Raw genomic sequence first — 21,327 nt, 5'->3', positions numbered from 1 at the left:
CCTCCAAACGGCTGCCGGCCCTCAGAAGCCGTTCCGCAACGCGGTCCGCAGGTGGTCGACCAGGCACTGCACGGCCCGCGGCACGTGGGCACTCCAGGGCCGGATGGCGAAGATGCGCTCGCCGAAGAAGCCGCGCGGACGCCACTGGGGCAGCACCCGCACCAGCTGGCGCGCCGCCAGCTCGGAACCGGCGCTGAAGTCGGGCAGCAGGCCGATGCCCAGCCCGCCCAGCACGGCCTCGCGCAGGGCCTCGCTGTTGTTGGCGCGCAGCGGCCCGTGCACCGGCACGATGACCGGCTCGCCGGGCTTGCGGCCCTCGCGCTCGAACGACCAGCTCTGGCCCGCCGGGCCGCGCAGGTACAGCAGGCACTGGTGGCGCACCAGGTCCGCCGGCTGCGCGGGCGTGCCGTGCCGGCGCAGGTAGTCGGGGCTGGCGAGCAGCAGCGAGCGGGTCTCGCACAGGGTCCACGCGACATGGGTGTCGGGCGGCTCGTGGCCGTGGCGCACCGCCAGGTCGTAGCCCTCCTGGGCCAGGTTGACGAAGCGGTCGCTCAGGTCCAGCTCGAGGCGGATCTCGGGGTACTGGCGCAGGAACGGCGCCAGCGTCGGCACCACGTGCTGGCGCCCCAGCGCCACCGGGGCCGTCATGCGCACCAGGCCGCGCGGGTGGCCGGCCAGGTCGCGCACGCCGGCGAAGCTCTGCTCGATGCGCTCGAAGGCGCCGCGGGTCTCCTCGACCAGCTGCTCGCCGGCCTCGGTGAGCGCGACCGAGCGGGTCGTGCGGCGCACCAGCGCCACGCCGGCGCTGCGCTCCAGCTCGGCGATGCGCATGCTGACCGACGCCTTCGAAACCCCCAGGCGGCGCGCGGCCTGGGTGTAGCTGCGGGTGTGGGCCAGGATGGTCAGCAGGTGCAGGTCGGCGAAGGCGGGCGCGGCGGGGCCCTTGGCGGGCGGCGGATCGTTCAACATCCTGAACAATGTAATCAGCCGGATGCGCTTTGCAAAGGGTGGACCGGCGCCTAGACTGGCGCTCCTTTCCCCCCGACCCGCACCCCGCCATGAACGCACCCGATCCCGCCCGCGCCGCCGCCCTCGCCTCCATCGACCACTGGATCGACGGCCGGGTCGTCCCCGGTCAGAGCGGCCGCACGGCCGACGTCTTCAATCCCGCCTCCGGCGCGGTCACCGGCAAGGTCGCGCTGGCCAGCGCGCAGGAAGTGGCCCGGGCGGTCGCCTCGGCGCACGCGGCCTTCCCGGCCTGGGCCGACACGCCGCCGATCCGGCGCGCGCGCATCCTGTTCAAGTACCTCGAGCTGCTCAACAAGCACCGCGACGAGCTGGCCCACGCCATCACGGCCGAGCACGGCAAGGTGTTCACCGACGCCCAGGGCGAGGTCACGCGCGGCATCGAGATCGTCGAGTTCGCCTGCGGCATCCCGCAGCTGCTCAAGGGCCAGTACACCGACCAGGTCTCCACCGGCATCGACAACTGGACGATGCGCCAGCCGCTGGGCGTGGTGGCGGGCATCACGCCGTTCAACTTCCCGGTCATGGTGCCGATGTGGATGTACCCGGTGGCCATCGCGGCCGGCAACAGCTTCATCCTCAAGCCCAGCCCGCTCGACCCCTCGGCCTCGCTGCTGCAGGCGCGGCTGCTGAAGGAGGCCGGCCTGCCCGACGGCGTGTTCAACGTCGTCCAGGGCGACAAGGACGCGGTCGACGCGCTGCTGGAGCACCCGGACGTCAGCGCCGTGTCGTTCGTCGGCTCGACCGCGATCGCGCAGAAGATCTACGAGACCGGCGCCCGCCACGGCAAGCGCGTGCAGGCCCTGGGCGGGGCGAAGAACCACATGGTGGTGATGCCCGACGCCGACATGGACCAGGCCATCGACGCCCTGATCGGCTCCGCCTTCGGTTCGGCCGGCGAGCGCTGCATGGCCATCTCGGTGGGCATCCTGGTCGGCGAGGCCGCCGACAAGATCATGGACAAGCTGGCCGAGCGCACCCGCACGCTCAAGGTGAAGAACGGCGTCGAGCTCGACGCCGAGATGGGGCCCATCGTCAGCAAGGTGGCGCACGAGCGCATCACCGGCTACATCGCCCAGGGCCAGACCGAGGGCGCCAAGCTGGTGGTCGACGGCCGCGGCTTCCAGGGCACCCGGGCCGGCAGCGGCTGCGACAACGGCTTCTGGCTGGGCGGCACCCTGTTCGACGGGGTCACGCCCGACATGAGGATCTACAAGGAGGAGATCTTCGGCCCGGTGCTCGGCTGCATGCGCGTGCCCGACCTGGCGGCGGCCGTGGCCCTGATCAACGGCCACGACTACGGCAACGGCGTCTCCTGCTTCACGCGCGACGGCAACGTGGCGCGCGAGTTCAGCCGCCGGGTGCAGGTCGGCATGGTGGGCATCAACGTGCCGATCCCGGTGCCCATGGCCTGGCACGGCTTCGGCGGCTGGAAGAAGAGCCTGTTCGGCGACATGCACGCCTATGGCGAGGAAGGCGTGCGCTTCTACACCAAGCAGAAGTCCATCATGCAGCGCTGGCCGGAAAGCATCGGCAAGGGCGCCGAGTTCGTGATGCCGACGGCCAAGTGAGCTGCCCGGTCCGGGCCGGCCGCCCGGACGGGGCCCGGTTGAGTCGTGCGATAGTTTCGGGGTGAGCGACACCACCTTCGACTACGTGATCATCGGCGCCGGCACCGCGGGCTGCCTGCTGGCCAATCGCCTGTCGGCCGACCCTGGCCGGCGGGTCCTGCTGATCGAGGCCGGGGGCAAGGACGACTACCACTGGATCCACATCCCGGTCGGCTACCTGTACTGCATCGGGAACCCGCGCACCGATTGGCTCTACCGCACCGAGGCCGACGCCGGCCTGAACGGACGCGAGTTGCGCTATCCGCGCGGCAAGACGCTGGGCGGCAGCTCGAGCATCAACGGCATGATCTACATGCGCGGCCAGTCGCGCGACTACGACCAGTGGGCCCAGCTCACCGGCGACGCCTCGTGGCGCTGGGAGCAGTGCCTGCCGTACTTCAAGAAGCACGAGGATTACTACAAGGGCGCCGACGCGGTGCACGGCGTGGGCGGCGAGTGGCGGGTGGAGCGGCAGCGCCTGCGCTGGGACATCCTCGATGCGTTCGCGCAGGCGGCCCAGGAGGCCGGCATCCCGCACAGCGAGGACTTCAACCGCGGCAGCAACGAGGGGGTCGGCTACTTCCAGGTCAACCAGAAGAACGGCTGGCGCTGGAACACCGCCAAGGCCTTCCTGCGGCCGATCTGCTACGGCCGGCCCAACTTCGAGATGTGGACGCGGGCGCACGTCAAGCGCCTGCACATCGCGCCCGGCGCCGACGGCGCGCTGCGCTGCGACGGCGCCGAGGTCTGGACCGGCGACGAACTGCTGAACGTGCGTGCCACCCGCCAGGTGCTGCTGTGCGCCGGCGCGATCGGCTCGCCGCAGCTGCTGCAGCTGTCCGGCATCGGTCCGGCCGACCTGCTGCAGCGCCATGGCATCGAGGTGCTGCACGATGCACCCGGCGTCGGCGGCAACCTGCAGGACCACCTGCAGATCCGCGCGGTGTTCAAGGTGCAGGGCGTGGAGACGCTCAACACCCTGGCCAACAGCTGGTGGGGCAAGGCGCGCATCGGGCTGGAGTACCTGCTCAAGCGCAGCGGGCCGATGAGCATGGCGCCGTCGCAGCTGGGCGCCTTCACCCGCAGCACGCCTGAGCAGCCCTGGCCGAACGTCGAGTACCACGTGCAGCCTCTCAGCCTGGACGCCTTCGGCGAGCCGCTGCACCCGTTCAACGCCTTCACCGCCAGCGTCTGCAACCTCAATCCCACCAGCCGCGGCACGGTGCGCATCCGCAGCAACCGCTTCGAGGACGCGCCGGCGATCGCGCCCAACTACCTCAGCACCGCCGAGGACCGGCAGGTGGCGGCCGACTCGCTGCGCCTGACGCGCCGCATCGTTGCCCAGCCCGCCCTGGCGCGCTTCCAGCCGACCGAGTGGCGGCCGGGCGTGCAGTACCAGAGCGACGCCGAACTGGCGCGGCTGGCCGGCGACATCGCCACCACCATCTTCCACCCGGTGGGCACCACCCGCATGGGGCGCGACGACGACCCGCTGGCGGTGCTCGACTCGCAGCTGCGGGTGCGCGGCGTCGCCGGCCTGCGGGTGGTGGACGCCGGCGCCATGCCCACCATCACCAGCGGCAACACCAACTCGCCGACGCTGATGATGGCCGAGAAGGCCGCCGAGTGGGTGGTGCGCGAAGCGGGCTAGAAGCGGCGCGACACGCGCAGCCCGAAGTCCTCGATCGACAGCTCGGGCTGGCGCACGGTGCCCACCGGGGCGCCATTGGCGGTCAGGGGGGCGCTGGGGCTCTCGCCCTGCGTGATGCGCGACCACTCGAGGGCCCAGGACCAGGGCGACTCGGGCCTGGAGCCCACCAGCCGCAGCACCAGCTGGCGCCGGCGCGCGCCCTCGAACGAGGCGTCGTCCAGCGGCCGCAGGGCGAGCGGCTCGCGCGCGCCGCGGAAGTCGACGTCGATGCGGTGCCACACGCTGATGCGGCCCTCGACCTCGGGGCGCAGCTGCCAGCCGGCCGCGGGCAGCTGGGGCGCGCGCCAGCGCAGGCCGGCCCAGACCGAGGACGAATCCTCCAGCAGCCCGGTGGCGGCCGGCGTGCTGCGGATGTCGCGCCGGTTGCCCAGCCAGCCGAGCGTCAGCCAGGCCTCGCCCCAGGGCGCCGGCGCGTGTGGCCGCACCAGCAGGTCGAGGCCCGCCTCCGAGTGGCGCGAGCGCGTCGACAGCGGCGCACCGGCCTGGGTCTGGCCGTCGTAGTCGAGATCGCCGCCCAGGGCGGTGAAGCGCACCGACAGCGCCTTGCCGTCCGCGTAGTTGCGCGTTCCTTCGAGTTGCAGCACGCCGACCGGCCCCTGCTCGGTCAGCAGCGTCGCGCCGGCGCTGCGCTCCTGCAGCCGGCGCTGCGACACCCCGACGGAGCCCGTGAACTCGATCGGCTGCGCCAGCGCGCCGGTGGCCGCCGCGGCCAGTGCGGCCGCCCAGGCGACCTGGCGCGCGCGCGCGGCGGGCAGGGCCGCCGGCCCTGCGAATCTCGATCCCATGAATCCCCTCCCAACGGTGGCCGACGCGGCCCGCGGGCACTGTAGCACCGGGGCCGCGGCGCCTGCGTCAGCGGATGCCGCCGACGTAGCGCGGCGTGCCCGGGTCCTTGGGGGGCCGCGCCGGGTCGAGCGTCGATTCGGCGAATCCGGTCTCGGGCGGGAACTCGGACAGCGGCGCCGCCGCGGCCGCAGGCGCTGGAGCGGGCATGGCCGGCCGGCCGCGCATGGCCTGCAGGGCGGCCTGTGCGAACGGCCGCGGCGGCAAGGCCGTGTGGGCCAGGACCGCGGCTTCGAGCTTGCCGGCCCATTCATCGAGGTCCGGGTGGCCGTCCTCCAGGGCCTTGGCGCGTGCGAAGCGCACGATCTCGGCGGCGTACTCCGCGTTCTGCGCCATCCACTCGGTGTCGGTCACGCGGCCCGTCTTGCGGCGCAGCAGCACGTGCAGGTGGGCGGCGACCGCCAGTTTCTCGCTCGCCAGCATGGCGTCTCCTGATGGTGCGGGCGCTCAGGCGCCCAGCCGTTCACGGTGCTGGGCGATGTCCAGGCCGCTGTGCTCGCTGTGCTCGTCGACCCGCAGGCCCACCAGGACCTTGGTGACGACGAGCAGGAGCGCGGTCATCACCAGGCTGTACGCCAGCACCACGACGGCGCCGATGGCCTGCACCACGATGCTGCCTTCGACGCCCGCGACCGATTTGCTGGCCAGCAGGCCGGTCAGCAGGCAGCCGACGATGCCGCCGATGCCGTGCACGCCGAAGACATCGAGCGAGTCGTCGGCGCCGAGCAGGCGCTTCAGGCCGGTGGCGCCCCAGTAGCAGGCGATGCCGGCGACGGCGCCGATGAAGAGGGCCGAACTGGGCGTCACGTAGCCCGAGGCCGGCGTGATGGCCACCAGGCCGGCGACGACGCCCGAGCACAGGCCGAGCAGCGAGGGCCGCGAGCGCACCAGCCATTCGGCGGCCATCCAGGCCAGCGCGCCGGCGGCGGCGGCGATGTGCGTGACCGCCATCGCCAGGCCGGCACGACCGTCCGCCGCCACCGCCGACCCGGCGTTGAAGCCGAACCAGCCGACCCACAGCAGGCCGGCGCCCGCCATCGTGAGACCCAGGCTGTACGGCTCGAACGGCTCGCGCCCGTAGCCGCGGCGCGGCCCGATGAAATAGGCGCAGACCAGGCCCGCGATGCCGGCGTTGATGTGCACCACCGAGCCGCCGGCGAAGTCGAGTGCCCCCAACTGGGCCAGCCAGCCGCCCGGCTCCCAGACCCAGTGCGCGATCGGTGCGTAGACCAGCACGGACCACAGCGCGACGAAGCACAGCATGGCCGAGAACTTCATGCGCTCGACGAACGAGCCCACCACCAGGGCCGCGGTGATGATGGCGAAGGTGAGCTGGAACATGGCGTAGACCGACTCGGGCACGTTCGGCGCCACGTGGCTGACCATCACCTTGCCGGTGTCCTTGACGTAGTCCAGGCCGCCGAACCACAGGCGGCTGCCGCTGCCGATCCAGCCATTGCCGGGCGTGAAGGCCAGCGAGTAGCTGACGGCGAACCACAGCAGGCTCACCACGCCGGTGATCGCGACCACGCTGGCCATGGTGTTGAGGACGCTCTTGCGCCGCACCATGCCGGCGTAGAACAGCGCGATGCCGGGCAGCGTCATGAGCAGCACCAGCGCGGTCGCGGTGAGCATCCAGGCCGTGTCGGCGCCATTGAGCGTGTCCTGCCGGACCAGCGTGGGACCGGTCAGCGGCGCGGGTGCCTGCGTCACGACGGCCGCAGTGGCCGCGGGCGTGGCCGTTGCCGACACGGCCACCGCGGCACTCGTGGGCGCCACCGGGGCCGCCGGCTCGAGCGGCGCGGCGGCGGCAGGCGCAGCAACGGCAACCGGTGCCGGGCCGCCGGGCACGGCGGGAGACTGGGCCTGGGCGAAGCTCCACGCGGTGCAGGCGAGCGCGATTGCGACGAGCCGGTATCTAGCCATCACTGCCATCTGAATCTCCGATCCGAACGAACACACTTGGTTACGGAGCACGCATAAGCTGTGCCACGGTGGTCGACTCCGTGGCTGCAGGGCGACGGCAACGCGGCGAAAGGCCCGATTGCCCCCGGGGGAAACCACCAATGCACTCGCGCGGTGCGGCCGGTAGAGTCCATGCACTCGCAAGCGGACAAGGTCCGCGGAAGGCGGGGGTCCGAGGAGACGAGACTAAGAACGATGGCTGCATCCGAAGATGCAGATTGACAAGGCGCCGGCAACCCCGGCGCCTTTTGTTTTCCGGCCCCGCAGAGCCACCTGGCGGGCGCGACCGGCGCGGTTCCCGCTCCACCGCACGGACTCCGATAATGGATCGATGGATGACATCGTCCGCCAGGCCATGGCCAAGTGGCCCAACGTGCCGCACTGCTTCGGCTGGCTGGGGCTGGATGCGCGCGGCAACTGGTACATGCGTGACGACCGCACCCAGGCCGCCGGTCCCTTCCCGCAGGCGCGCGGCTCGCTGCTGCGGCACGAGAAGCTGGTCGACTTCATCCACCGCAACTACGAGCGCGACGACGACGGCTGCTGGTTCTTCCAGAACGGCCCGCAGCGCGTGTACGTGGAACTGGAAGCGGCGCCCTTCGTGCTGCGGCTGTCCGGCGACGGCACGCTGACCACGCACACCGGCCGCACGGTGGCGTGCCGCACGTGCCTGCTGGACGACCACGGCCGCCTGTTCGTCGACACCGAGTCGGGGCTCGGCCTGCTGCACACGCTGGACATGCATGTCGCCGCCGACCTGGTGGAGTCGGGCGGCTGGAAGCCCGAGCCGGTCGAAGCCGCCAGCCTGCCGGCGCGCTTCGGCTTCGTGCCCAGCCCGCAGGCGCGCGCCAACGAAAAAGCCGGTCGTTGACCGGCTTGTGGGGACTGGAGCGAGCGGCGGTTTACTTGGCCGCGTTCACCATGTACTCGACGGCCGAGCGGATCTCGGCGTCCGAGGCCGCCGTGCCACCCTTGGGCGGCATCGCGCCCTTGCCCTTGACGACCGACTGGACCAGCGCCGGCACGCCCTGGGCGACGCGCGGGCCCCAGGCCGCCTTGTCGCCGAACTTGGGCGCGTTGGCCACGCCGGCCGCATGGCAGGCCACGCAGGCTTGCTTGTAGAGGGCTTCGCCGTTGCCGGCGGCAGCCGGCGCGGCGGCCGGTGCAGCGGCCGCAACGGGGGTGGCCGCCGCTGCCGGCGCGGCAGGCGCTGCTGCGGCGGCGGGCGCCGCGGCGCCGCCTTCCGCGGCCTGGGCCGGGGCCTTGGGCGCCTGCGGCTCGGCGAACTTGGCACCGGCGGCGTTGGCCATGTAGACCACGGCGCGCGCGATCTCGGTGTCCTCGAAGTCACCGCCACCCTGGGGCGGCATCGCGCCCTTGCCCTTCAGAGCCGAGGCGACCAGCGTGTCGAAGCCGGTCTTGATGCGGGCCGCCCAGGCACCCTCGTCGCCGAACTTGGGGGCACCGGCGACACCCGCCGTGTGGCAGGCGGTGCACTGGGCCTTGAACACGTCCTCGCCGCCCTTGAGCGGCCGGTTGGCGTCACGGATCTCGACGGTGCCGACCTTGCGGATGCGCTCGGCGACGCCGCGCTCGACATCCTGCGCGGTGACGCCACCCAGCGTGAACGATTCAGCCTGCGTCGTGCCGGCCGGCTTGGCCTCGTTGGTCACGTAGGACACCAGGCCGATGATGATCAGCACGGGCACCAGGAAGGAGAAGAAGACGGCCAGCAGCAACTGCTTGGGCGTCTTGATCGGACCGGTGTGGGCTTCTTCGTGCGTGTTGTCGCTCATGGCGTCCTCGGGATTGCGCGGCGGCTTGTCAAAACAACCTTTGATTATAGCCAGCGCACTCCGTGCAGCCCGACGGCGCACGCCTGGCGCGGCCGTCGCGTCGCACGCCCGGTACAATGCGAGGTTCGCGCGGCTGTAGCTCAGTGGATAGAGTATTGGCCTCCGAAGCCAAGGGTCGTGGGTTCGATCCCCGCCAGCCGCGCCACTTCACCGTTTGCCACCGTTCGCGGTGCGCGCCTCCAGACCTTCGGGTCTCGTGATTCCCACTCCAGACATGGCGCCCGTGCGCTGAGCGGACGACCGCCCGGCTCAGGACGTCGGCAGCAGGGCTCCCTTGAACAGCACCGGCCCGGTGGGGCCGCGCTCGGAAGGCACGCCGCCCTTGGGCTCCAGGCTGATGGCCAGGGTGGGCACCTCGCGCACCGCCTGTTCCTCGGCGCCCAGGCGCACCACGCCGCCCTCGCCCAGCACACCGAGCGAACGCGGCCCGCCCGTGGCGGGTAATGCCCACAGCTGCAGCGAGCGTTCCGCGCCTTCGCGGAAGTCGCCCACGCGCCGCAAGGTGAGCGTGCTGCTGCGCACGTCGAAGGTGACCAGCACGGCCGGCGCCGAGCGGTCGTCCTGCAGCACCGCGACGTAGCGGATCTGCGGCGTGGCACCGAGTTGCGACACCAGCTGTGCGTTCTGCAGGCCGGCCGCGGCGCGCTCGGCCTGGGCCCGCGCCAGCGCGCCTTCGCTGTCCTGCAGGCTGGACGCGAGTTGCACGCTGACGGCGATGGCCGCGAGCGTGGCCACGCCACCGGCCAGGGCCGCGCCCGGCCAACCCCAGCGCGCGAGCCAGCCCGCATCCGCCGCGGCGGCCGCCCGCTGCAGGGCAGGGCGGTCGCGGCCGGCCCGCTCGCGCTGCAGCTCGATCTCGATGCGCTTCCAGACGTTGGGACCCGGTCCCTCTTGCGGCTGCAGTTCGGTCATGGCGGCGATGCGCTCCTGCCAGATCAGGGCCAGCGCCCGCAGGCGCGGATCGTGCCGGGCGAGCGACTCGAAGCGCCGGCGCGCGCCGCCGCGCAAGGTGCCCAGGGCGTGCGCAGCGGCCAGCCGATCGGCCAGTTCGGGATGTCGCAGCAGGTCCACGGGACGGCTCCTCAGGCGTAGTGCGCCATGCAGCCGCGCAGCTGGTCGATGCCGCGGCGGATCCAGGACTTCACGGTGCCGATGGGCAGTTCGAGTTGCCGGGCGAGTTCGCTGTGGCTCAGGTCTCGCAGGTAGGCGAGGCTGAGCACCTCGCGCTGGCGCGCCTCGAGCTTGCGCAGGCATTCGTGCAGCGCCCAGGCCTGCTCGCTCGACTCGGTGAGGTCCAGCGGCGTGGCGCTGTCGGCGCCGGCGACGTCGTGGACGGACTCGTCGAATTCCACGCTCCGGTCGGCGCGCTGGGCAGCGCGCCGCCGCAGGAAGTCCAGTGCCCGGCTGCGCACCACGACGCCCATCCACGCCAGCGGCGGGCTGAGGGCGTCGCGGTAGGTGTCGGCGATCCGCCAGATCGACAGGAAGGCCTCCTGCAGCACGTCCTCGGCCGCCACGCGGTCGCCGGTGACCCGCAATGCCAGCCCGTACATGCGCGCGGAGGTGCGTTCGTAGAGCTCGCGGAAGGCCGCTTCGCGCGCCTGCCGCGGGTGCACGTCGGTCTCGGCGATCGTGCGCAGCAGCGCGATCAGGCGCGCTTCGGAGTCACGGCTGTCCATGGCGCGGGTCCGGTGGTGTCGGGATTAGACACGAAGCAGCGTTGCCCGCGCCGCTTCGCGCGCCGGTTCTGGTCACGCGCCGAAGCTGAGGGCCGGCGCGGGCAACGGCCGGCCGAGCGCGTTCGCCAGCACGGTGTAGTGCATGGTCTCGTCCGCCGCCAGCCGGCCCGCGACCTGGCCCAGCTCGCGCTGCGAGAAGGCGGGAATCACGCCGAGGTAGGCGTTGGTCGCGCCGAGTTCCAGTCGCGCCGCCAACCCCAGCACGTCGGCCTGGCTGCGCAGCTGGTCTGCATCGAGCGCGCGCGCATAGTCCTGCAGCTTCATCGCCTCGACCGGCCGGCCGCCCAGCTTCTGGATGGCGGCGGCGAGCGCGTCGCGGTGGGCCTTGTGGTGGCCCTGGAACTGCACGGCCAGATCCAGCACGGGCTTCTGCAGCAGGCCGCTGCCGGCCCCGAGCTGGTAGGCGTTGATCGCCTCGTGCTCTAGGGCGAGCGCGGTGTTGAGGATGGAGACGTCGCGGGCGGGATCGGCAGCGCTGCCCTGCGCGAGCGATTCGCGGCCGGCCAGCAGCGCGACGGCGGCAGCCGACAGCAGGCCGCCGGTGCCGATGAACGAACGACGGGAAGCAAGGATGGGTTGCATGTGGGTCTCCTGGAGTGGGTCGGCGTCGTGGCCACGACACCCTCCAATACGCGGCGCCTTGCCGGATGGATGCGCAATCCCGGGCAGCCTCGGGTGACTTGCATCCGTCGATGCCGGCCGTGCGTAGGCCCGTCGATCACACCTTGGTTGGCAGGGGCATGCGTCCGGGCGCCCGGGCCGTGCGTACCGTGAGTGCGCGATCGAGTCGCGCACGTCGCCCCCGCCGCCGGCGGGATCCGGTTCAGCCTTGGAGACTCATCATGGCACTCACCTTCCGTCCCTCTCGCGCCTGCCTGGCACTCCTGGCCGCGTCGACCTTGTTCGCTTCCACGACCGCATTCGCCCGCGACGACGATGACAGCGTCGCGGCCCGGCTGGGTGGCGCCGACGGCATCGGCGCCTTCATCCAGGCGCGCGTGGTGCCGGCGCTGCTGGCATCGGAACTCAAGGTGTTCTTCACGGGCGGGGTGGTGCCGCTGACGGAATCCACGTCGCAGACGGTGACCTGCCTGGCCCGGCTGCTGGACCACGACCTCGGCGGCCGGTCAGCCAAGAACGGCAGCGTGGCGGTCGACGCGGCGGCCGCGCCGTTCCCGGTCGAGCACCAGTGCCGCAGTTCCATGTCCGACGTGCACCGCGGGATGCGCATCACCGATGCCCAGTTCGCACTGTTCATCAACATCGTGGCCACCGAGGCGCTCGCCGCAGGAGTGGCGGGGGATGACGTCCAGGAGGTGGGCAAGGTTCTCACCCGGTACCGCGGCAGCGTGACCAACCATTGAACGGATCCCCGCACAGCCACACCACCGAGCCGCACTCGTGTCCATGCGCCTGGATCCGCGCCCGCGCCATGGGGTGGCCGCGAGCCTGGCAGCGGTTGTCGTGCTGCTGGCGGCGCTGGCGACACGGCCGGCGCTGCGTGAACCGCCGCACGAGCCGGTGCGCCTCACGGCGACGGCGCTGGCGCGGAACACGCCCGCCAGCACGGCGGCGAGCGTGCCAGGCGCAGCGGCCGGTGCGCCGCCTGTGCAGGAGCCGGCGCCGCCACGCGCGGACACCGGTGCTGCGAGCCCGCGCGTGCTGGTCGAGAGCGCCCTGGAGAGCCAGGACCTGCTCCGGCGCACCGAGGCCTACCGCCTGCTGCGCCACTGCGCCTTCGTGCTCTCGCCCGCCAGCGTCGCCCCTCTCGTGGCGCCCGCGGCCTGGATGAAGCCGGACAGCGTCCGGCTGGCGGAGCAGGCTTGGCAGGCCCTGGCGGGGCGCTGCCAGTCGCTGCGCGGCCTGCGGGACCTGGACGCGCTGCAACGCCGGCTGGACCCGGTTCCGCTGGTCGTGGCCCGCGCCTCTTCGCCCACGCCAGTCGAGGCAGAGTGGCTCGTCAGCACCTTCAGGCAGCACGGCGGCACAGCCGTGCTGTGGGCCGGCGATGCCCTGGCCGCCTACGTCGAGCAGCGCACCAGCCAGCCCGACGGCGACGTGTTCGAGCCGCTGGAACCGGAAGCTGTCCAGATCGCGCGCTGCCGTTTCGGCGAGGACTGCAGCCCCGGCTCCGACGCAGCCCATGCCGCGTGCCTCGCCATCGGCACCTGCGAAGGCGACGTTGCGCAACGGGTGCTGGCAACGCTCGGCTCCCGCGCGGCGCGCGAGCGCGTGCTGCGGCAGGCCGACGCCCTGACGGATGCGCTCGTGCGAGGCGATCTCAGGCAATACGCGATCGACCGGTGAGGGCGATGGCCCGCAAGGTCATGCGCCCTGCCGGACTGCCGGGCTGGATCGCGATGAACCTCAGGCCTCGACTTGTGTGAACCGCGCGGCACGGCTCCGCAGTAACGGCGAGGCCCCATTCAGCGCCTCAAAAGCAAAAGGGCCGACGGGATGAACCGTCGGCCCTCAGGCTGTCTATTGGTTGCGCGGGCAAGATTTGAACTTGCGACCTTTGGGTTATGAGCCCAACGAGCTACCAGGCTGCTCCACCGCGCGTCAGAGACTTGATTATAGGTTAAGAAACACTGCTTTCTGCGTCAGCAGCAGAGGTTTCGGTGGGCTCGGGACGATCCACCAGTTCGACCAGCGCCATCGGCGCGTTGTCGCCGACGCGGAAGCCCATCTTGAGGATGCGGGTGTAGCCGCCCGGACGGGTCTTGTAGCGCGGGCCGAGATCGGCGAACAGCTTGGTCACGCTGTCGCGGTCGCGCAGGCGGTCGAACGCCAGGCGCTTGTTCGCGAGCGTGGGCTCCTTGGCCAGCGTGATCATCGGCTCGACGACGCGGCGCAGTTCCTTCGCCTTCGGCACGGTGGTCTTGATCACCTCGTGCTCGATGAGCGAGTTCATCATGTTGCGCAGCATCGCGAGGCGGTGCTCGCTGGTGCGATTGAGTTTGCGGAGTCCGTGTCCGTGGCGCATGTGCTTTCCTTTCCTTATCGATCAGGCAGCCGTGTCAGGTACTGCCCGGTGCACAGTGGTTGATTAACGCTTGTCGAGGCCGGCCGGCGGCCAGCTCTCCAGCTTCATGCCGAGCGTGAGCCCGCGCGAAGCCAGCACTTCCTTGATCTCGTTGAGCGACTTGCGACCCAGGTTGGGGGTCTTGAGCAGCTCGTTCTCGGTGCGCTGGATCAGGTCGCCGATGTAGTAGATGTTCTCGGCCTTCAGGCAGTTGGCCGAACGCACCGTGAGTTCCAGCTCGTCGACCGGGCGCAGCAGGATCGGGTCGAACTGCTGCGAGCTGCGCTGCACCGGCTGGTCGAAGGCGGCCAGTTCGCTGCCCTCGAGCTGCGCGAACACCGCCAGCTGCTCGACCAGGATCTTGGCCGAGGCGCGCACGGCGTCCTCGGCGGTGATGGCACCGTTGGTCTCGATCTCGACGACCAGCTTGTCCAGGTCGGTGCGCTGCTCGACGCGGGCGCTCTCGACCGTGTAGCTCACGCGCTTGACCGGCGAGAACGAGGCGTCCAGCACGATCCGGCCGATGGACTTGGTCGGCTCGTCGGCGTAGCGGCGCATCGTGCCCGGCACGTAGCCGCGGCCCTTCTCGACCTTGATCTGCATGTCGATCTTGCCGCCTTGCGACAGGTGGGCGATGACATGGTCGGGATTGATGATCTCGACGTCGTGCGGGGTCTGGATGTCGGCCGCCGTGACGACGCCCTCGCCATCCTTGCGCAGCGACAGGGTGACCTCGTCGCGGTTGTGCAGCTTGAAGACCACGCCCTTGAGGTTCAGCAGGATGCTGACCACGTCCTCCTGGACGCCGTCGATCGACGAGTACTCGTGAAGCACACCGGCGATGGTGACTTCGGTTGCCGCATACCCGACCATCGAGGAGAGCAGGACCCGGCGCAGGGCGTTGCCCAGCGTGTGGCCGTAGCCGCGCTCGAACGGCTCGAGCGTGACCTTGGCCCGGTTGGTCCCGAGTTGCTCGACGTTGATGGCTTTGGGTTTCAGCAGGTTTGTTTGCATGCAGGACTTCCTCTCAATACCCCCGGCTCGTTACACCGGTAAGGCTGGTGAAGTCCCCACGCCACGGTGCCCCGTGGCAGGGGGAACAAGAACGTTGCGATCCGCTTAGCGCGAATACAGTTCGACGATCAGCGCTTCCTTGATGTCGGCGCCGAACTCGTCGCGATCGGGGACCTTCTTGAAGGTGCCCTCGGCCTTGTCGGCATTGACTTCCACCCAGGCCGGCAGGCCGACCTGCTGGGCGAGTTGCAGGGCCTCGACCACGCGGTTCTGCTTCTTCGACTTCTCGCGCACCGCGACGACGTCGCCGGTCTTGACCATGTACGACGGGATGTTCACCGGGTGGCCGTTGACCGTGATCGCCTTGTGGCTCACCAGCTGGCGCGCCTCGGCGCGGGTCGAGCCGAAGCCCATGCGGTACACCACGTTGTCCAGGCGGGACTCGAGCAGGAACAGCAGGTTGGCGCCGGAGTTGCCCTTGCGGCGGGCGGCTTCCTCGAAGTAGCGGCGGAACTGCTTCTCCAGGATGCCGTACATCCGCTTGACCTTCTGCTTCTCGCGCAGCTGCAGGCCGAAGTCGCTGGTGCGCTGGCCCGAGGTGCGGCCGTGCTGGCCAGGCTTGGAGTCGAACTTGGCCTTGTCGCTGATCGAGCGGCGGGCGCTCTTGAGGAACAGGTCCGTGCCTTCACGGCGGGAGAGTTTGGCCTTGGGGCCGAGATAACGTGCCACTTGTCTTTCCTTTGATTCATCTGCCGCGGCCGTTTGCCGCGGGAGCCATCAGCCGCAGGCCGATGGCGGTGGGCTTGGTGGAAGTCCTGGGGACTTCGACCGCGCACCGATCGCGCAGGGCGATCAGATGCGGCGGCGCTTCTGGGGACGGCAGCCGTTGTGGGGAACCGGGGTCACGTCCGAGATGGAGTTGATCCGGATGCCCAGCGCGGCCAGCGCGCGCACCGACGACTCGCGACCCGGGCCGGGGCCCTTGATCTCGACGTCGAGGTTCTTGATGCCCTGCTCGATCGCGGCGCGGCCGGCGACTTCCGAGGCCACCTGGGCGGCGAACGGGGTCGACTTGCGCGAGCCCTTGAAGCCCTGGCCGCCCGAGGACGCCCAGCTCAGCGCGTTGCCCTGGCGGTCGGTGATGGTGATGATCGTGTTGTTGAAGGACGCGTGCACGTGGCAAACGCCGTCGGAGACGTTCTTGCGGACCTTCTTGCGCACACGCTGCGCGGCGTTGTTGACGGGAGCCTTGGCCATGTCAGTTCTCTTTCCCGGTTATTTCTTGAGCGCCTGGGCGGCCTTGCGCGGGCCCTTGCGGGTGCGCGCATTGGTGCGGGTGCGCTGGCCGCGCATCGGCAGGCCGCGGCGGTGGCGGAAGCCCCGGTAGCACCCGATGTCCATCAGGCGCTTGATGTTCATCGTGGTCTCGCGGCGCAGGTCGCCCTCGATGGTGATCTGGGCGATCTGGTCGCGGATCTTCTCGAGGTCGGCGTCCGACAGGTCCTTGACCTTCTTCGAGTACGGAATGCCCGTCGCTTCGCAGATCTTGCGGGCGCGCGTGCGTCCGATGCCATAGATGGCGGTCAGACCGATCTCGGCGTGCTGGTGCGGCGGGATGTTGATACCGGCGATACGTGCCATGTCTTTACCTCTGAACCTGTCTTAGCCCTGGCGCTGCTTGTGGCGCGGATCAGTGCAGATCACGCGGACCACGCCCTTGCGGCGGATGATCTTGCAGTTGCGGCAGATCTTCTTGACGGAAGCCGAAACTCTCATTTGTCTTTCTCCTAAATCTTTCCTGAACCGGTACGTCCGGCCGGCTTACCCGCCGAGGGAGGTCTTGAAATTGGCCTTCTTCAGCAACGACTCGTACTGCTGGCTCATCAGGTAGTTCTGCACCTGGGCCATGAAGTCCATCGTCACCACCACGATGATCAGCAGCGACGTGCCACCGAAATAGAACGGCACGTTGTATTTGAGGATCAGGAACTCGGGCAGCAGGCAGACGAAGGTGATGTACACCGCGCCAGCCAGCGTCAGGCGGACCAGGATCTTGTCGATGTAGCGCGCCGTCTGGTCGCCCGGCCGGATGCCCGGGATGAAGGCGCCGCTCTTCTTCAGGTTGTCGGCGGTCTCGCGGCTGTTGAACACGAGCGCCGTGTAGAAGAAGCAGAAGAACACGATCGCGGCGGCGTACAGCAGCACGTAGATCGGCTCGCCCGGCTTGAGCATGGAGGCGATGTCCTTGAGCCACCGCATCGAGTCGCCGGCCGAGAACCAGCTGACCACCGTGGCGGGCAGCAGGATGATCGACGAGGCGAAGATGGGCGGGATGACGCCGGCCATGTTCAGCTTCAGGGGCAGGTGCGACGACTGGCCGCCGTAGACCTTGTTGCCGACCTGCCGCCGCGCGTAGTTCACCAGGATCTTGCGCTGGCCGCGTTCGATGAACACCACCAGGTAGGTCACGCCGACCACCAGGGCGACGACGAACAGCGCCGTCAGGATGTTCATGGCACCGGTGCGCACCAGCTCCAGCAGGCCGCCGATGGCGTTGGGCAGGCCGGCGGCGATGCCGGCGAAGATCAGGATCGAGATCCCGTTGCCCAGACCGCGCTCGGTGATCTGCTCGCCCAGCCACATCAGGAACATGGTGCCGGCCGTCAGGCTCACCACCGCGGTCATGCGGAAGCCGAAGCCCGGCGCCAGCACCAGGCCCGGCGAGGCCTCCAGCGCCATGGCGATGCCCAGCGACTGGAACAGCGCCAGGCCCAGCGTGCCGTAGCGGGTGTACTGCGTGATCTTGCGGCGGCCGGACTCGCCTTCCTTCTTCAGCTGCTCGAACGTCGGCACGACGTAGGTGAGCAGCTGCATGATGATGGAAGCCGAGATGTACGGCATGATGCCCAGCGCGAACACCGTGAACCGCGACAGCGCGCCACCCGAGAACATGTTGAACAGGCTCAGGATGCCGCCCTGCTGGCCGCTGAACAGCTGCTGCAGCTGACCGGGGTCGATGCCGGGCACGGGGATGTGCGCGCCGATGCGGTAGACCACCAGCGCGAGCAGCAGGAACACCAGCCGGCGACGCAGGTCGCCGAACTTGCCGGTCTTCGCGAGTTGGGCTGCGTTAGTGGCCACTGCTTGCCTTCGTCAGGTCCAACTTGCTCAGGCCAGGCTGCCGCCGGCCGCCTCGATGGCAGCCTTGGCGCCGGCGGTCGCGCCGATGCCGGTCAGCTTGACGGCGATCTTGAGTTCGCCCGACTTGATGACCTTCACGTTGCGCACCAGCTGGTCGACCAGCTTGGCTTGCTTCAGGGTCAGCAGGTCCACCTCGGCGGCGCCGAGCTTCTCCAGCGCGGCCAGCGTGACCTCGCCGTTGAACTTGAGCGACTGCGACTTGAAGCCGCGCTTGGGCAGGCGACGCTGCAGCGGCATCTGGCCGCCTTCGAAGCCGACCTTGTGGTAGCCGCCGGCGCGGGACTTCTGGCCCTTGTGGCCGCGGCCCGCGGTCTTGCCCAGGCCGGAGCCGATGCCGCGGCCGACGCGGCGGCGCGGCTTGCGGGCGCCGTCGGCAGACTTGATCGTGTTCAGTTCCATGTCAGAGCACCTTCACCAGGTAGCTGATCTTGTTGATCATGCCGCGCACCGCCGGGGTGTCCTGCAGTTCGGACACCGAGTTCACCTTGCGCAGGCCGAGGCCGCGCACGGTGGCGCGGTGCGATTCCTTGGTGCCGATGGGGCTGCGCACCAGCTGCACCTTGACCGTCTGTTGGTTAGCCATGTCGAATCTCCGGGTCAGCGGTGAAGAGGTCTTCGACCGACTTGCCGCGCTTGGCCGCCACTTCCGACGGGGTGGTCGAGCGCTTGAGCGCGTCGAAGGTCGCGCGGACCATGTTGTAGGGATTGGTCGAACCGTGGCTCTTGGCCACGATGTCGGTGATGCCCATCACCTCGAAGACGGCGCGCATCGGGCCGCCGGCGATGATGCCGGTGCCCTTGGGAGCCGGGGACATCATCACGCGGGCCGCGCCGTGCTGGCCGTACACCGTGTGGTGCAGGGTGCCGTTCTTGAGCGACACCTTGGTCATGTTGCGGCGGGACTCTTCCATCGCCTTCTGCACGGCGGCGGGCACTTCCTTGGACTTGCCCTTGCCCATGCCGACCCGGCCGTCGCCGTCGCCGACCACGGTGAGGGCCGCGAAACCGAGGATCCGGCCGCCCTTGACCACCTTGGTGACGCGGTTCACCGCGATCATCTTCTCGCGCATCCCGTCTTCGGGACCGTCACCTTGCGTCTTCGCTTGAATTCGTGCCATGTTGGTATCCGTGTCCGTTAGAACTGCAGGCCCGCTTCACGGGCGGCATCGGCCAGCGCCTTGACGCGGCCGTGGTACGCGAAGCCGGAGCGGTCGAAGGCGACCTTCTCGACGCCGGCAGCCTTGGCCCGCTCGGCGATCAGCTTGCCCACCTGCTGGGCGGCGGCGGTGTTGCCGCCCTTGCCCGAGCCGCCGAGCGACTTGCGCAGGTCGACCTGGGCCGTGGAGGCGCTGGCCAGCACCTGGCTGCCGTCGCCGGAGATCACGGAGGCGTAGATGTGCAGGTTGGTGCGGTTCACGGTCAGACGCGCGGTGCCCTGGGTGGCGATCCGGATGCGGGTCTGGCGGGCCCGGCGAAGACGCTGCTCTTTCTTGGTCAACATCGTCCTGCTCCTTACTTCTTCTTGGTCTCTTTGATCGTGATCTTCTCGTCCGCGTAGCGGATGCCCTTGCCCTTGTAGGGCTCTGGCGGACGGATGGCACGGATCTCGGCGGCAATCTGGCCGACGCGCTGGCGGTCGGCACCCTTGATCACGATCTCGGTCGGGGCCGGGGTCGCGACGGTGATGCCCGCCGGCATGTCCTTGTTGACGGGGTGCGAATAGCCCACCGACAGGTTCAGCTTGGCGCCCTGGGCGGCGGCCTTGTAGCCCACGCCGACCAGGGTGAGCTTCTTCTCGAAGCCCTTGGTCACGCCCAGCACCATGTTGTTGACCAGCTGGCGCATCGTGCCGCTCATCGCGTTGGCTTCACGCGACTCGTTGGCCGGCACGAAGCTCAGCTTGCCGCCTTCGCTGGTGATCTTGACCAGGGCGTTCTGGGCCAGCGACAGCGTGCCGCCGGTGCCCTTGACGCTGATCTGGTCGTCCTTGATCTGCACGTCCACGCCCTGCGGGACGGCGACCGGCATCTTTCCTACTCGGGACATTTGTCGTTCCTTCCCTTTAGGCCACGTAGCACAGCACTTCGCCGCCGACACCGGTGGCGCGGGCCTTGCGGTCGGTCATCACGCCCTTGGGGGTGGTGACGATGGCCACGCCCAGGCCGTTCTGGACCTGGGGGATGGCGCCGGCGCCCTTGTAGACGCGCAGGCCGGGACGGCTGACGCGCTCGATGCGCTCGATGACCGGGCGGCCGGCGTAGTACTTCAGCGAGATCTCGAGCTCGCTCTTGTTGCCGTCCTTCTTGACCTCGAAACCGTCGATGTAGCCCTCGTCCTTCAGGACCTGGGCGATCGCGACCTTGAGGTTGGAGGCGGGGACGCTCACCGTCGGCTTGGCCACCATCTGCGCATTGCGGATGCGGGTCAGCAGGTCGGCGATGGGATCACTCATGCTCATGTCTGTACTCCTCGCCTTACCAGCTGGCCTTGATCACGCCCGGGATGTCGCCGGTGAAGGCCATCTCGCGGATCTTGCTGCGGGCCAGGCCGAACTGGCGGAAGGTTCCGCGCGGACGGCCGGTGATTTCGCAGCGGTTGCGCTGACGCGTCGGGTTGGCGTTGCGCGGCAGCTTCTGCAGCGCCAGGCGCGCAGCCGCGCGTTCCTCGTCGCTCTTCTTCGCATCGCCGGCGATGGCCTTCAGTTCCGCATGCTTCTTGGCGTACTGGGCGACCAGTTTGTCGCGCTTGAGTTCGCGTTGGATCAAAGCTGTTTTAGCCACGGTGCACCTTCAGTTCTTGAACGGGAAACGGAAGCCCGCGAGCAGCGCCTTGCACTCGTCGTCGGTCTTGGCCGTGGTCGTGATGCTGATGTTCAGGCCGCGCAGGGCGTCGACCTTGTCGTATTCGATCTCGGGGAAGATGATCTGTTCCTTGACCCCGATGTTGTAGTTGCCGCGGCCGTCGAAGGCCCGGCCGGAGATGCCGCGGAAGTCGCGCACGCGCGGCAGGGCCACGGTGACGAAGCGGTCCAGGAACTCGTACATCTTCACGCCGCGCAGGGTGACCATGCAGCCGATGGCCTGGCCTTCGCGGATCTTGAAGCCGGCGATGGCCTTCTTGGCCTTGGTGACCACGGACTTCTGGCCGGCGATCTTGGTCAGGTCGCCCACGGCGTTGTCCATGACCTTCTTGTCGGCGACCGCCTCGCTCACGCCCATGTTGAGCGTGATCTTGGTCAGGCGCGGGACTTCCATCGGCGACTTGTAGCCGAACTTGGTGGTCAGCTCGGGGACCACCTTCTCGCGGTAATGCTGTTGCAGTCGTGCGGTTGCCATGC

28 protein-coding genes and 2 tRNA genes are annotated in these 21,327 nt (G+C 69.6%); 6 read left to right on the top strand and 24 right to left on the bottom strand.

The window, feature by feature from the left end; translation table 11 throughout:
* Positions 1-21: 21 nt before the first annotated feature.
* On the bottom strand, positions 22-969 hold the full coding sequence (locus GON04_RS26390; protein ID WP_157401089.1) for a LysR family transcriptional regulator: 948 nt from the start codon (positions 967-969) through the stop codon (positions 22-24).
* An 89-nt stretch (positions 970-1,058) separates the two neighbouring features.
* Here GON04_RS26390 and GON04_RS26385 point away from each other — a divergent pair, with 89 nt between their 5' ends.
* Entirely contained in the window at positions 1,059-2,597 is a 1,539-nt protein-coding gene (locus tag GON04_RS26385; RefSeq protein ID WP_157401088.1) for a CoA-acylating methylmalonate-semialdehyde dehydrogenase, read from the top strand.
* 61 nt (positions 2,598-2,658) lie between these two features.
* A complete protein-coding gene (locus GON04_RS26380; protein ID WP_181653816.1) occupies positions 2,659-4,287 on the top strand; it encodes a GMC family oxidoreductase N-terminal domain-containing protein in 1,629 nt (542 codons plus the stop codon).
* Here GON04_RS26380 and GON04_RS26375 read toward each other — a convergent pair.
* From GON04_RS26375 to GON04_RS26365, 3 genes are all read right to left on the bottom strand, one after another.
* Entirely contained in the window at positions 4,284-5,132 is an 849-nt protein-coding gene (locus GON04_RS26375; RefSeq protein ID WP_157401087.1) for a hypothetical protein, read from the bottom strand. The genes GON04_RS26380 and GON04_RS26375 overlap by 4 nt on opposite strands.
* Before the next feature lie 67 nt (positions 5,133-5,199).
* Positions 5,200-5,613, bottom strand: a complete 414-nt coding sequence (locus GON04_RS26370; RefSeq protein WP_157401086.1) for a hypothetical protein — start codon at positions 5,611-5,613, stop codon at positions 5,200-5,202.
* A gap of 24 nt (positions 5,614-5,637) precedes the next feature.
* Complete coding sequence (locus tag GON04_RS26365) at positions 5,638-7,116, bottom strand: ammonium transporter (RefSeq protein WP_157401085.1); 1,479 nt, start codon at positions 7,114-7,116, stop codon at positions 5,638-5,640.
* A 370-nt stretch (positions 7,117-7,486) separates the two neighbouring features.
* Here GON04_RS26365 and GON04_RS26360 point away from each other — a divergent pair, with 370 nt between their 5' ends.
* Positions 7,487-8,026 (top strand): DUF2946 family protein, encoded by a 540-nt coding sequence (locus tag GON04_RS26360; RefSeq protein ID WP_157401084.1) that lies wholly within the window; start codon positions 7,487-7,489, stop codon positions 8,024-8,026.
* Between the two features lie 31 nt (positions 8,027-8,057).
* Here the strand turns inward: GON04_RS26360 and GON04_RS26355 are convergent, their stop codons facing one another.
* Positions 8,058-8,951, bottom strand: coding sequence for a c-type cytochrome (locus tag GON04_RS26355; protein WP_157401083.1), 894 nt, complete (start codon positions 8,949-8,951; stop codon positions 8,058-8,060).
* A gap of 129 nt (positions 8,952-9,080) precedes the next feature.
* Here GON04_RS26355 and GON04_RS26350 point away from each other — a divergent pair.
* Positions 9,081-9,156, top strand: a tRNA-Arg gene (locus GON04_RS26350).
* Between the two features lie 104 nt (positions 9,157-9,260).
* On the opposite strand, the gene GON04_RS26345 is transcribed toward GON04_RS26350, so the two are convergent.
* The 3 genes from GON04_RS26345 to GON04_RS26335 all read right to left on the bottom strand — a co-directional run bounded on the left by GON04_RS26345 (position 9,261) and on the right by GON04_RS26335 (position 11,332).
* A complete protein-coding gene (locus GON04_RS26345; RefSeq protein WP_181653815.1) occupies positions 9,261-10,082 on the bottom strand; it encodes an anti-sigma factor domain-containing protein in 822 nt (273 codons plus the stop codon).
* An 11-nt stretch (positions 10,083-10,093) separates the two neighbouring features.
* A complete protein-coding gene (locus GON04_RS26340) occupies positions 10,094-10,690 on the bottom strand; it encodes an RNA polymerase sigma factor (RefSeq protein ID WP_157401082.1) in 597 nt (198 codons plus the stop codon).
* 72 nt (positions 10,691-10,762) lie between these two features.
* Positions 10,763-11,332, bottom strand: a complete 570-nt coding sequence (locus GON04_RS26335; protein WP_157401081.1) for a ferritin-like domain-containing protein — start codon at positions 11,330-11,332, stop codon at positions 10,763-10,765.
* A 260-nt stretch (positions 11,333-11,592) separates the two neighbouring features.
* On the opposite strand from GON04_RS26335, the gene GON04_RS26330 reads away from it, so the two are divergent.
* Together GON04_RS26330 and GON04_RS26325 are read left to right on the top strand one after the other, a co-directional pair.
* Positions 11,593-12,114 (top strand): globin family protein, encoded by a 522-nt coding sequence (locus GON04_RS26330; RefSeq protein WP_157401080.1) that lies wholly within the window; start codon positions 11,593-11,595, stop codon positions 12,112-12,114.
* Between the two features lie 43 nt (positions 12,115-12,157).
* Positions 12,158-13,057: a hypothetical protein gene (locus GON04_RS26325; protein ID WP_198349457.1), complete on the top strand. Its 900-nt coding sequence runs from the start codon at positions 12,158-12,160 to the stop codon at positions 13,055-13,057.
* 178 nt (positions 13,058-13,235) lie between these two features.
* On the opposite strand, the gene GON04_RS26320 is transcribed toward GON04_RS26325, so the two are convergent.
* The 16 genes from GON04_RS26320 to rplE all read right to left on the bottom strand — a co-directional run bounded on the left by GON04_RS26320 (position 13,236) and on the right by rplE (position 21,325).
* Positions 13,236-13,312 (bottom strand) — tRNA-Met (locus GON04_RS26320).
* A 19-nt stretch (positions 13,313-13,331) separates the two neighbouring features.
* Complete coding sequence (gene rplQ, locus GON04_RS26315; protein WP_157401078.1) at positions 13,332-13,736, bottom strand: 50S ribosomal protein L17; 405 nt, start codon at positions 13,734-13,736, stop codon at positions 13,332-13,334.
* Positions 13,737-13,799: 63 nt separating this feature from the next.
* Entirely contained in the window at positions 13,800-14,789 is a 990-nt protein-coding gene (locus GON04_RS26310; protein WP_157401077.1) for a DNA-directed RNA polymerase subunit alpha, read from the bottom strand.
* Positions 14,790-14,894: 105 nt separating this feature from the next.
* Positions 14,895-15,518, bottom strand: coding sequence for a 30S ribosomal protein S4 (gene rpsD, locus GON04_RS26305; RefSeq protein WP_181653814.1), 624 nt, complete (start codon positions 15,516-15,518; stop codon positions 14,895-14,897).
* 123 nt (positions 15,519-15,641) lie between these two features.
* Positions 15,642-16,046: a 30S ribosomal protein S11 gene (gene rpsK / locus GON04_RS26300; protein ID WP_157401076.1), complete on the bottom strand. Its 405-nt coding sequence runs from the start codon at positions 16,044-16,046 to the stop codon at positions 15,642-15,644.
* An 18-nt stretch (positions 16,047-16,064) separates the two neighbouring features.
* A complete protein-coding gene (gene rpsM, locus GON04_RS26295) occupies positions 16,065-16,430 on the bottom strand; it encodes a 30S ribosomal protein S13 (protein ID WP_157401075.1) in 366 nt (121 codons plus the stop codon).
* Positions 16,431-16,451: 21 nt separating this feature from the next.
* The gene (gene rpmJ, locus GON04_RS26290; protein WP_011481465.1) at positions 16,452-16,565 is read right to left on the bottom strand and encodes a 50S ribosomal protein L36; all 114 of its coding nucleotides are present in this window, start codon (positions 16,563-16,565) and stop codon (positions 16,452-16,454) included.
* Positions 16,566-16,610: 45 nt separating this feature from the next.
* Entirely contained in the window at positions 16,611-17,930 is a 1,320-nt protein-coding gene (gene secY, locus GON04_RS26285) for a preprotein translocase subunit SecY (protein WP_181653813.1), read from the bottom strand.
* A gap of 27 nt (positions 17,931-17,957) precedes the next feature.
* Complete coding sequence (rplO, locus tag GON04_RS26280; protein WP_157401074.1) at positions 17,958-18,389, bottom strand: 50S ribosomal protein L15; 432 nt, start codon at positions 18,387-18,389, stop codon at positions 17,958-17,960.
* Between the two features lies 1 nt (position 18,390).
* Complete coding sequence (gene rpmD, locus GON04_RS26275) at positions 18,391-18,573, bottom strand: 50S ribosomal protein L30 (protein WP_157401073.1); 183 nt, start codon at positions 18,571-18,573, stop codon at positions 18,391-18,393.
* Entirely contained in the window at positions 18,566-19,108 is a 543-nt protein-coding gene (gene rpsE, locus GON04_RS26270; protein WP_157401072.1) for a 30S ribosomal protein S5, read from the bottom strand. The genes rpmD and rpsE overlap by 8 nt, the downstream gene beginning before the upstream one ends.
* A 17-nt stretch (positions 19,109-19,125) precedes the next feature.
* Positions 19,126-19,491, bottom strand: coding sequence for a 50S ribosomal protein L18 (gene rplR, locus GON04_RS26265; protein ID WP_157401071.1), 366 nt, complete (start codon positions 19,489-19,491; stop codon positions 19,126-19,128).
* An 11-nt stretch (positions 19,492-19,502) separates the two neighbouring features.
* Positions 19,503-20,036: a 50S ribosomal protein L6 gene (rplF, locus tag GON04_RS26260; protein WP_157401070.1), complete on the bottom strand. Its 534-nt coding sequence runs from the start codon at positions 20,034-20,036 to the stop codon at positions 19,503-19,505.
* Between the two features lie 16 nt (positions 20,037-20,052).
* Positions 20,053-20,448, bottom strand: coding sequence for a 30S ribosomal protein S8 (rpsH, locus tag GON04_RS26255; RefSeq protein WP_157401069.1), 396 nt, complete (start codon positions 20,446-20,448; stop codon positions 20,053-20,055).
* Between the two features lie 16 nt (positions 20,449-20,464).
* Positions 20,465-20,770 carry a 30S ribosomal protein S14 gene (gene rpsN / locus GON04_RS26250; RefSeq protein ID WP_181653812.1) on the bottom strand — a complete coding sequence of 102 codons (306 nt, stop codon included), beginning with the start codon at positions 20,768-20,770 and terminating at the stop codon, positions 20,465-20,467.
* Between the two features lie 9 nt (positions 20,771-20,779).
* The gene (gene rplE / locus GON04_RS26245; protein WP_157401067.1) at positions 20,780-21,325 is read right to left on the bottom strand and encodes a 50S ribosomal protein L5; all 546 of its coding nucleotides are present in this window, start codon (positions 21,323-21,325) and stop codon (positions 20,780-20,782) included.
* Positions 21,326-21,327 lie beyond the last annotated feature (2 nt).

Origin of the sequence: Ramlibacter pinisoli (assembly GCF_009758015.1) — a bacterium.
GTDB classification, from domain to species: Bacteria; Pseudomonadota; Gammaproteobacteria; order Burkholderiales; family Burkholderiaceae_C; genus Ramlibacter; species Ramlibacter pinisoli.
This window is presented reverse-complemented; position numbering and strand designations above follow the sequence as displayed.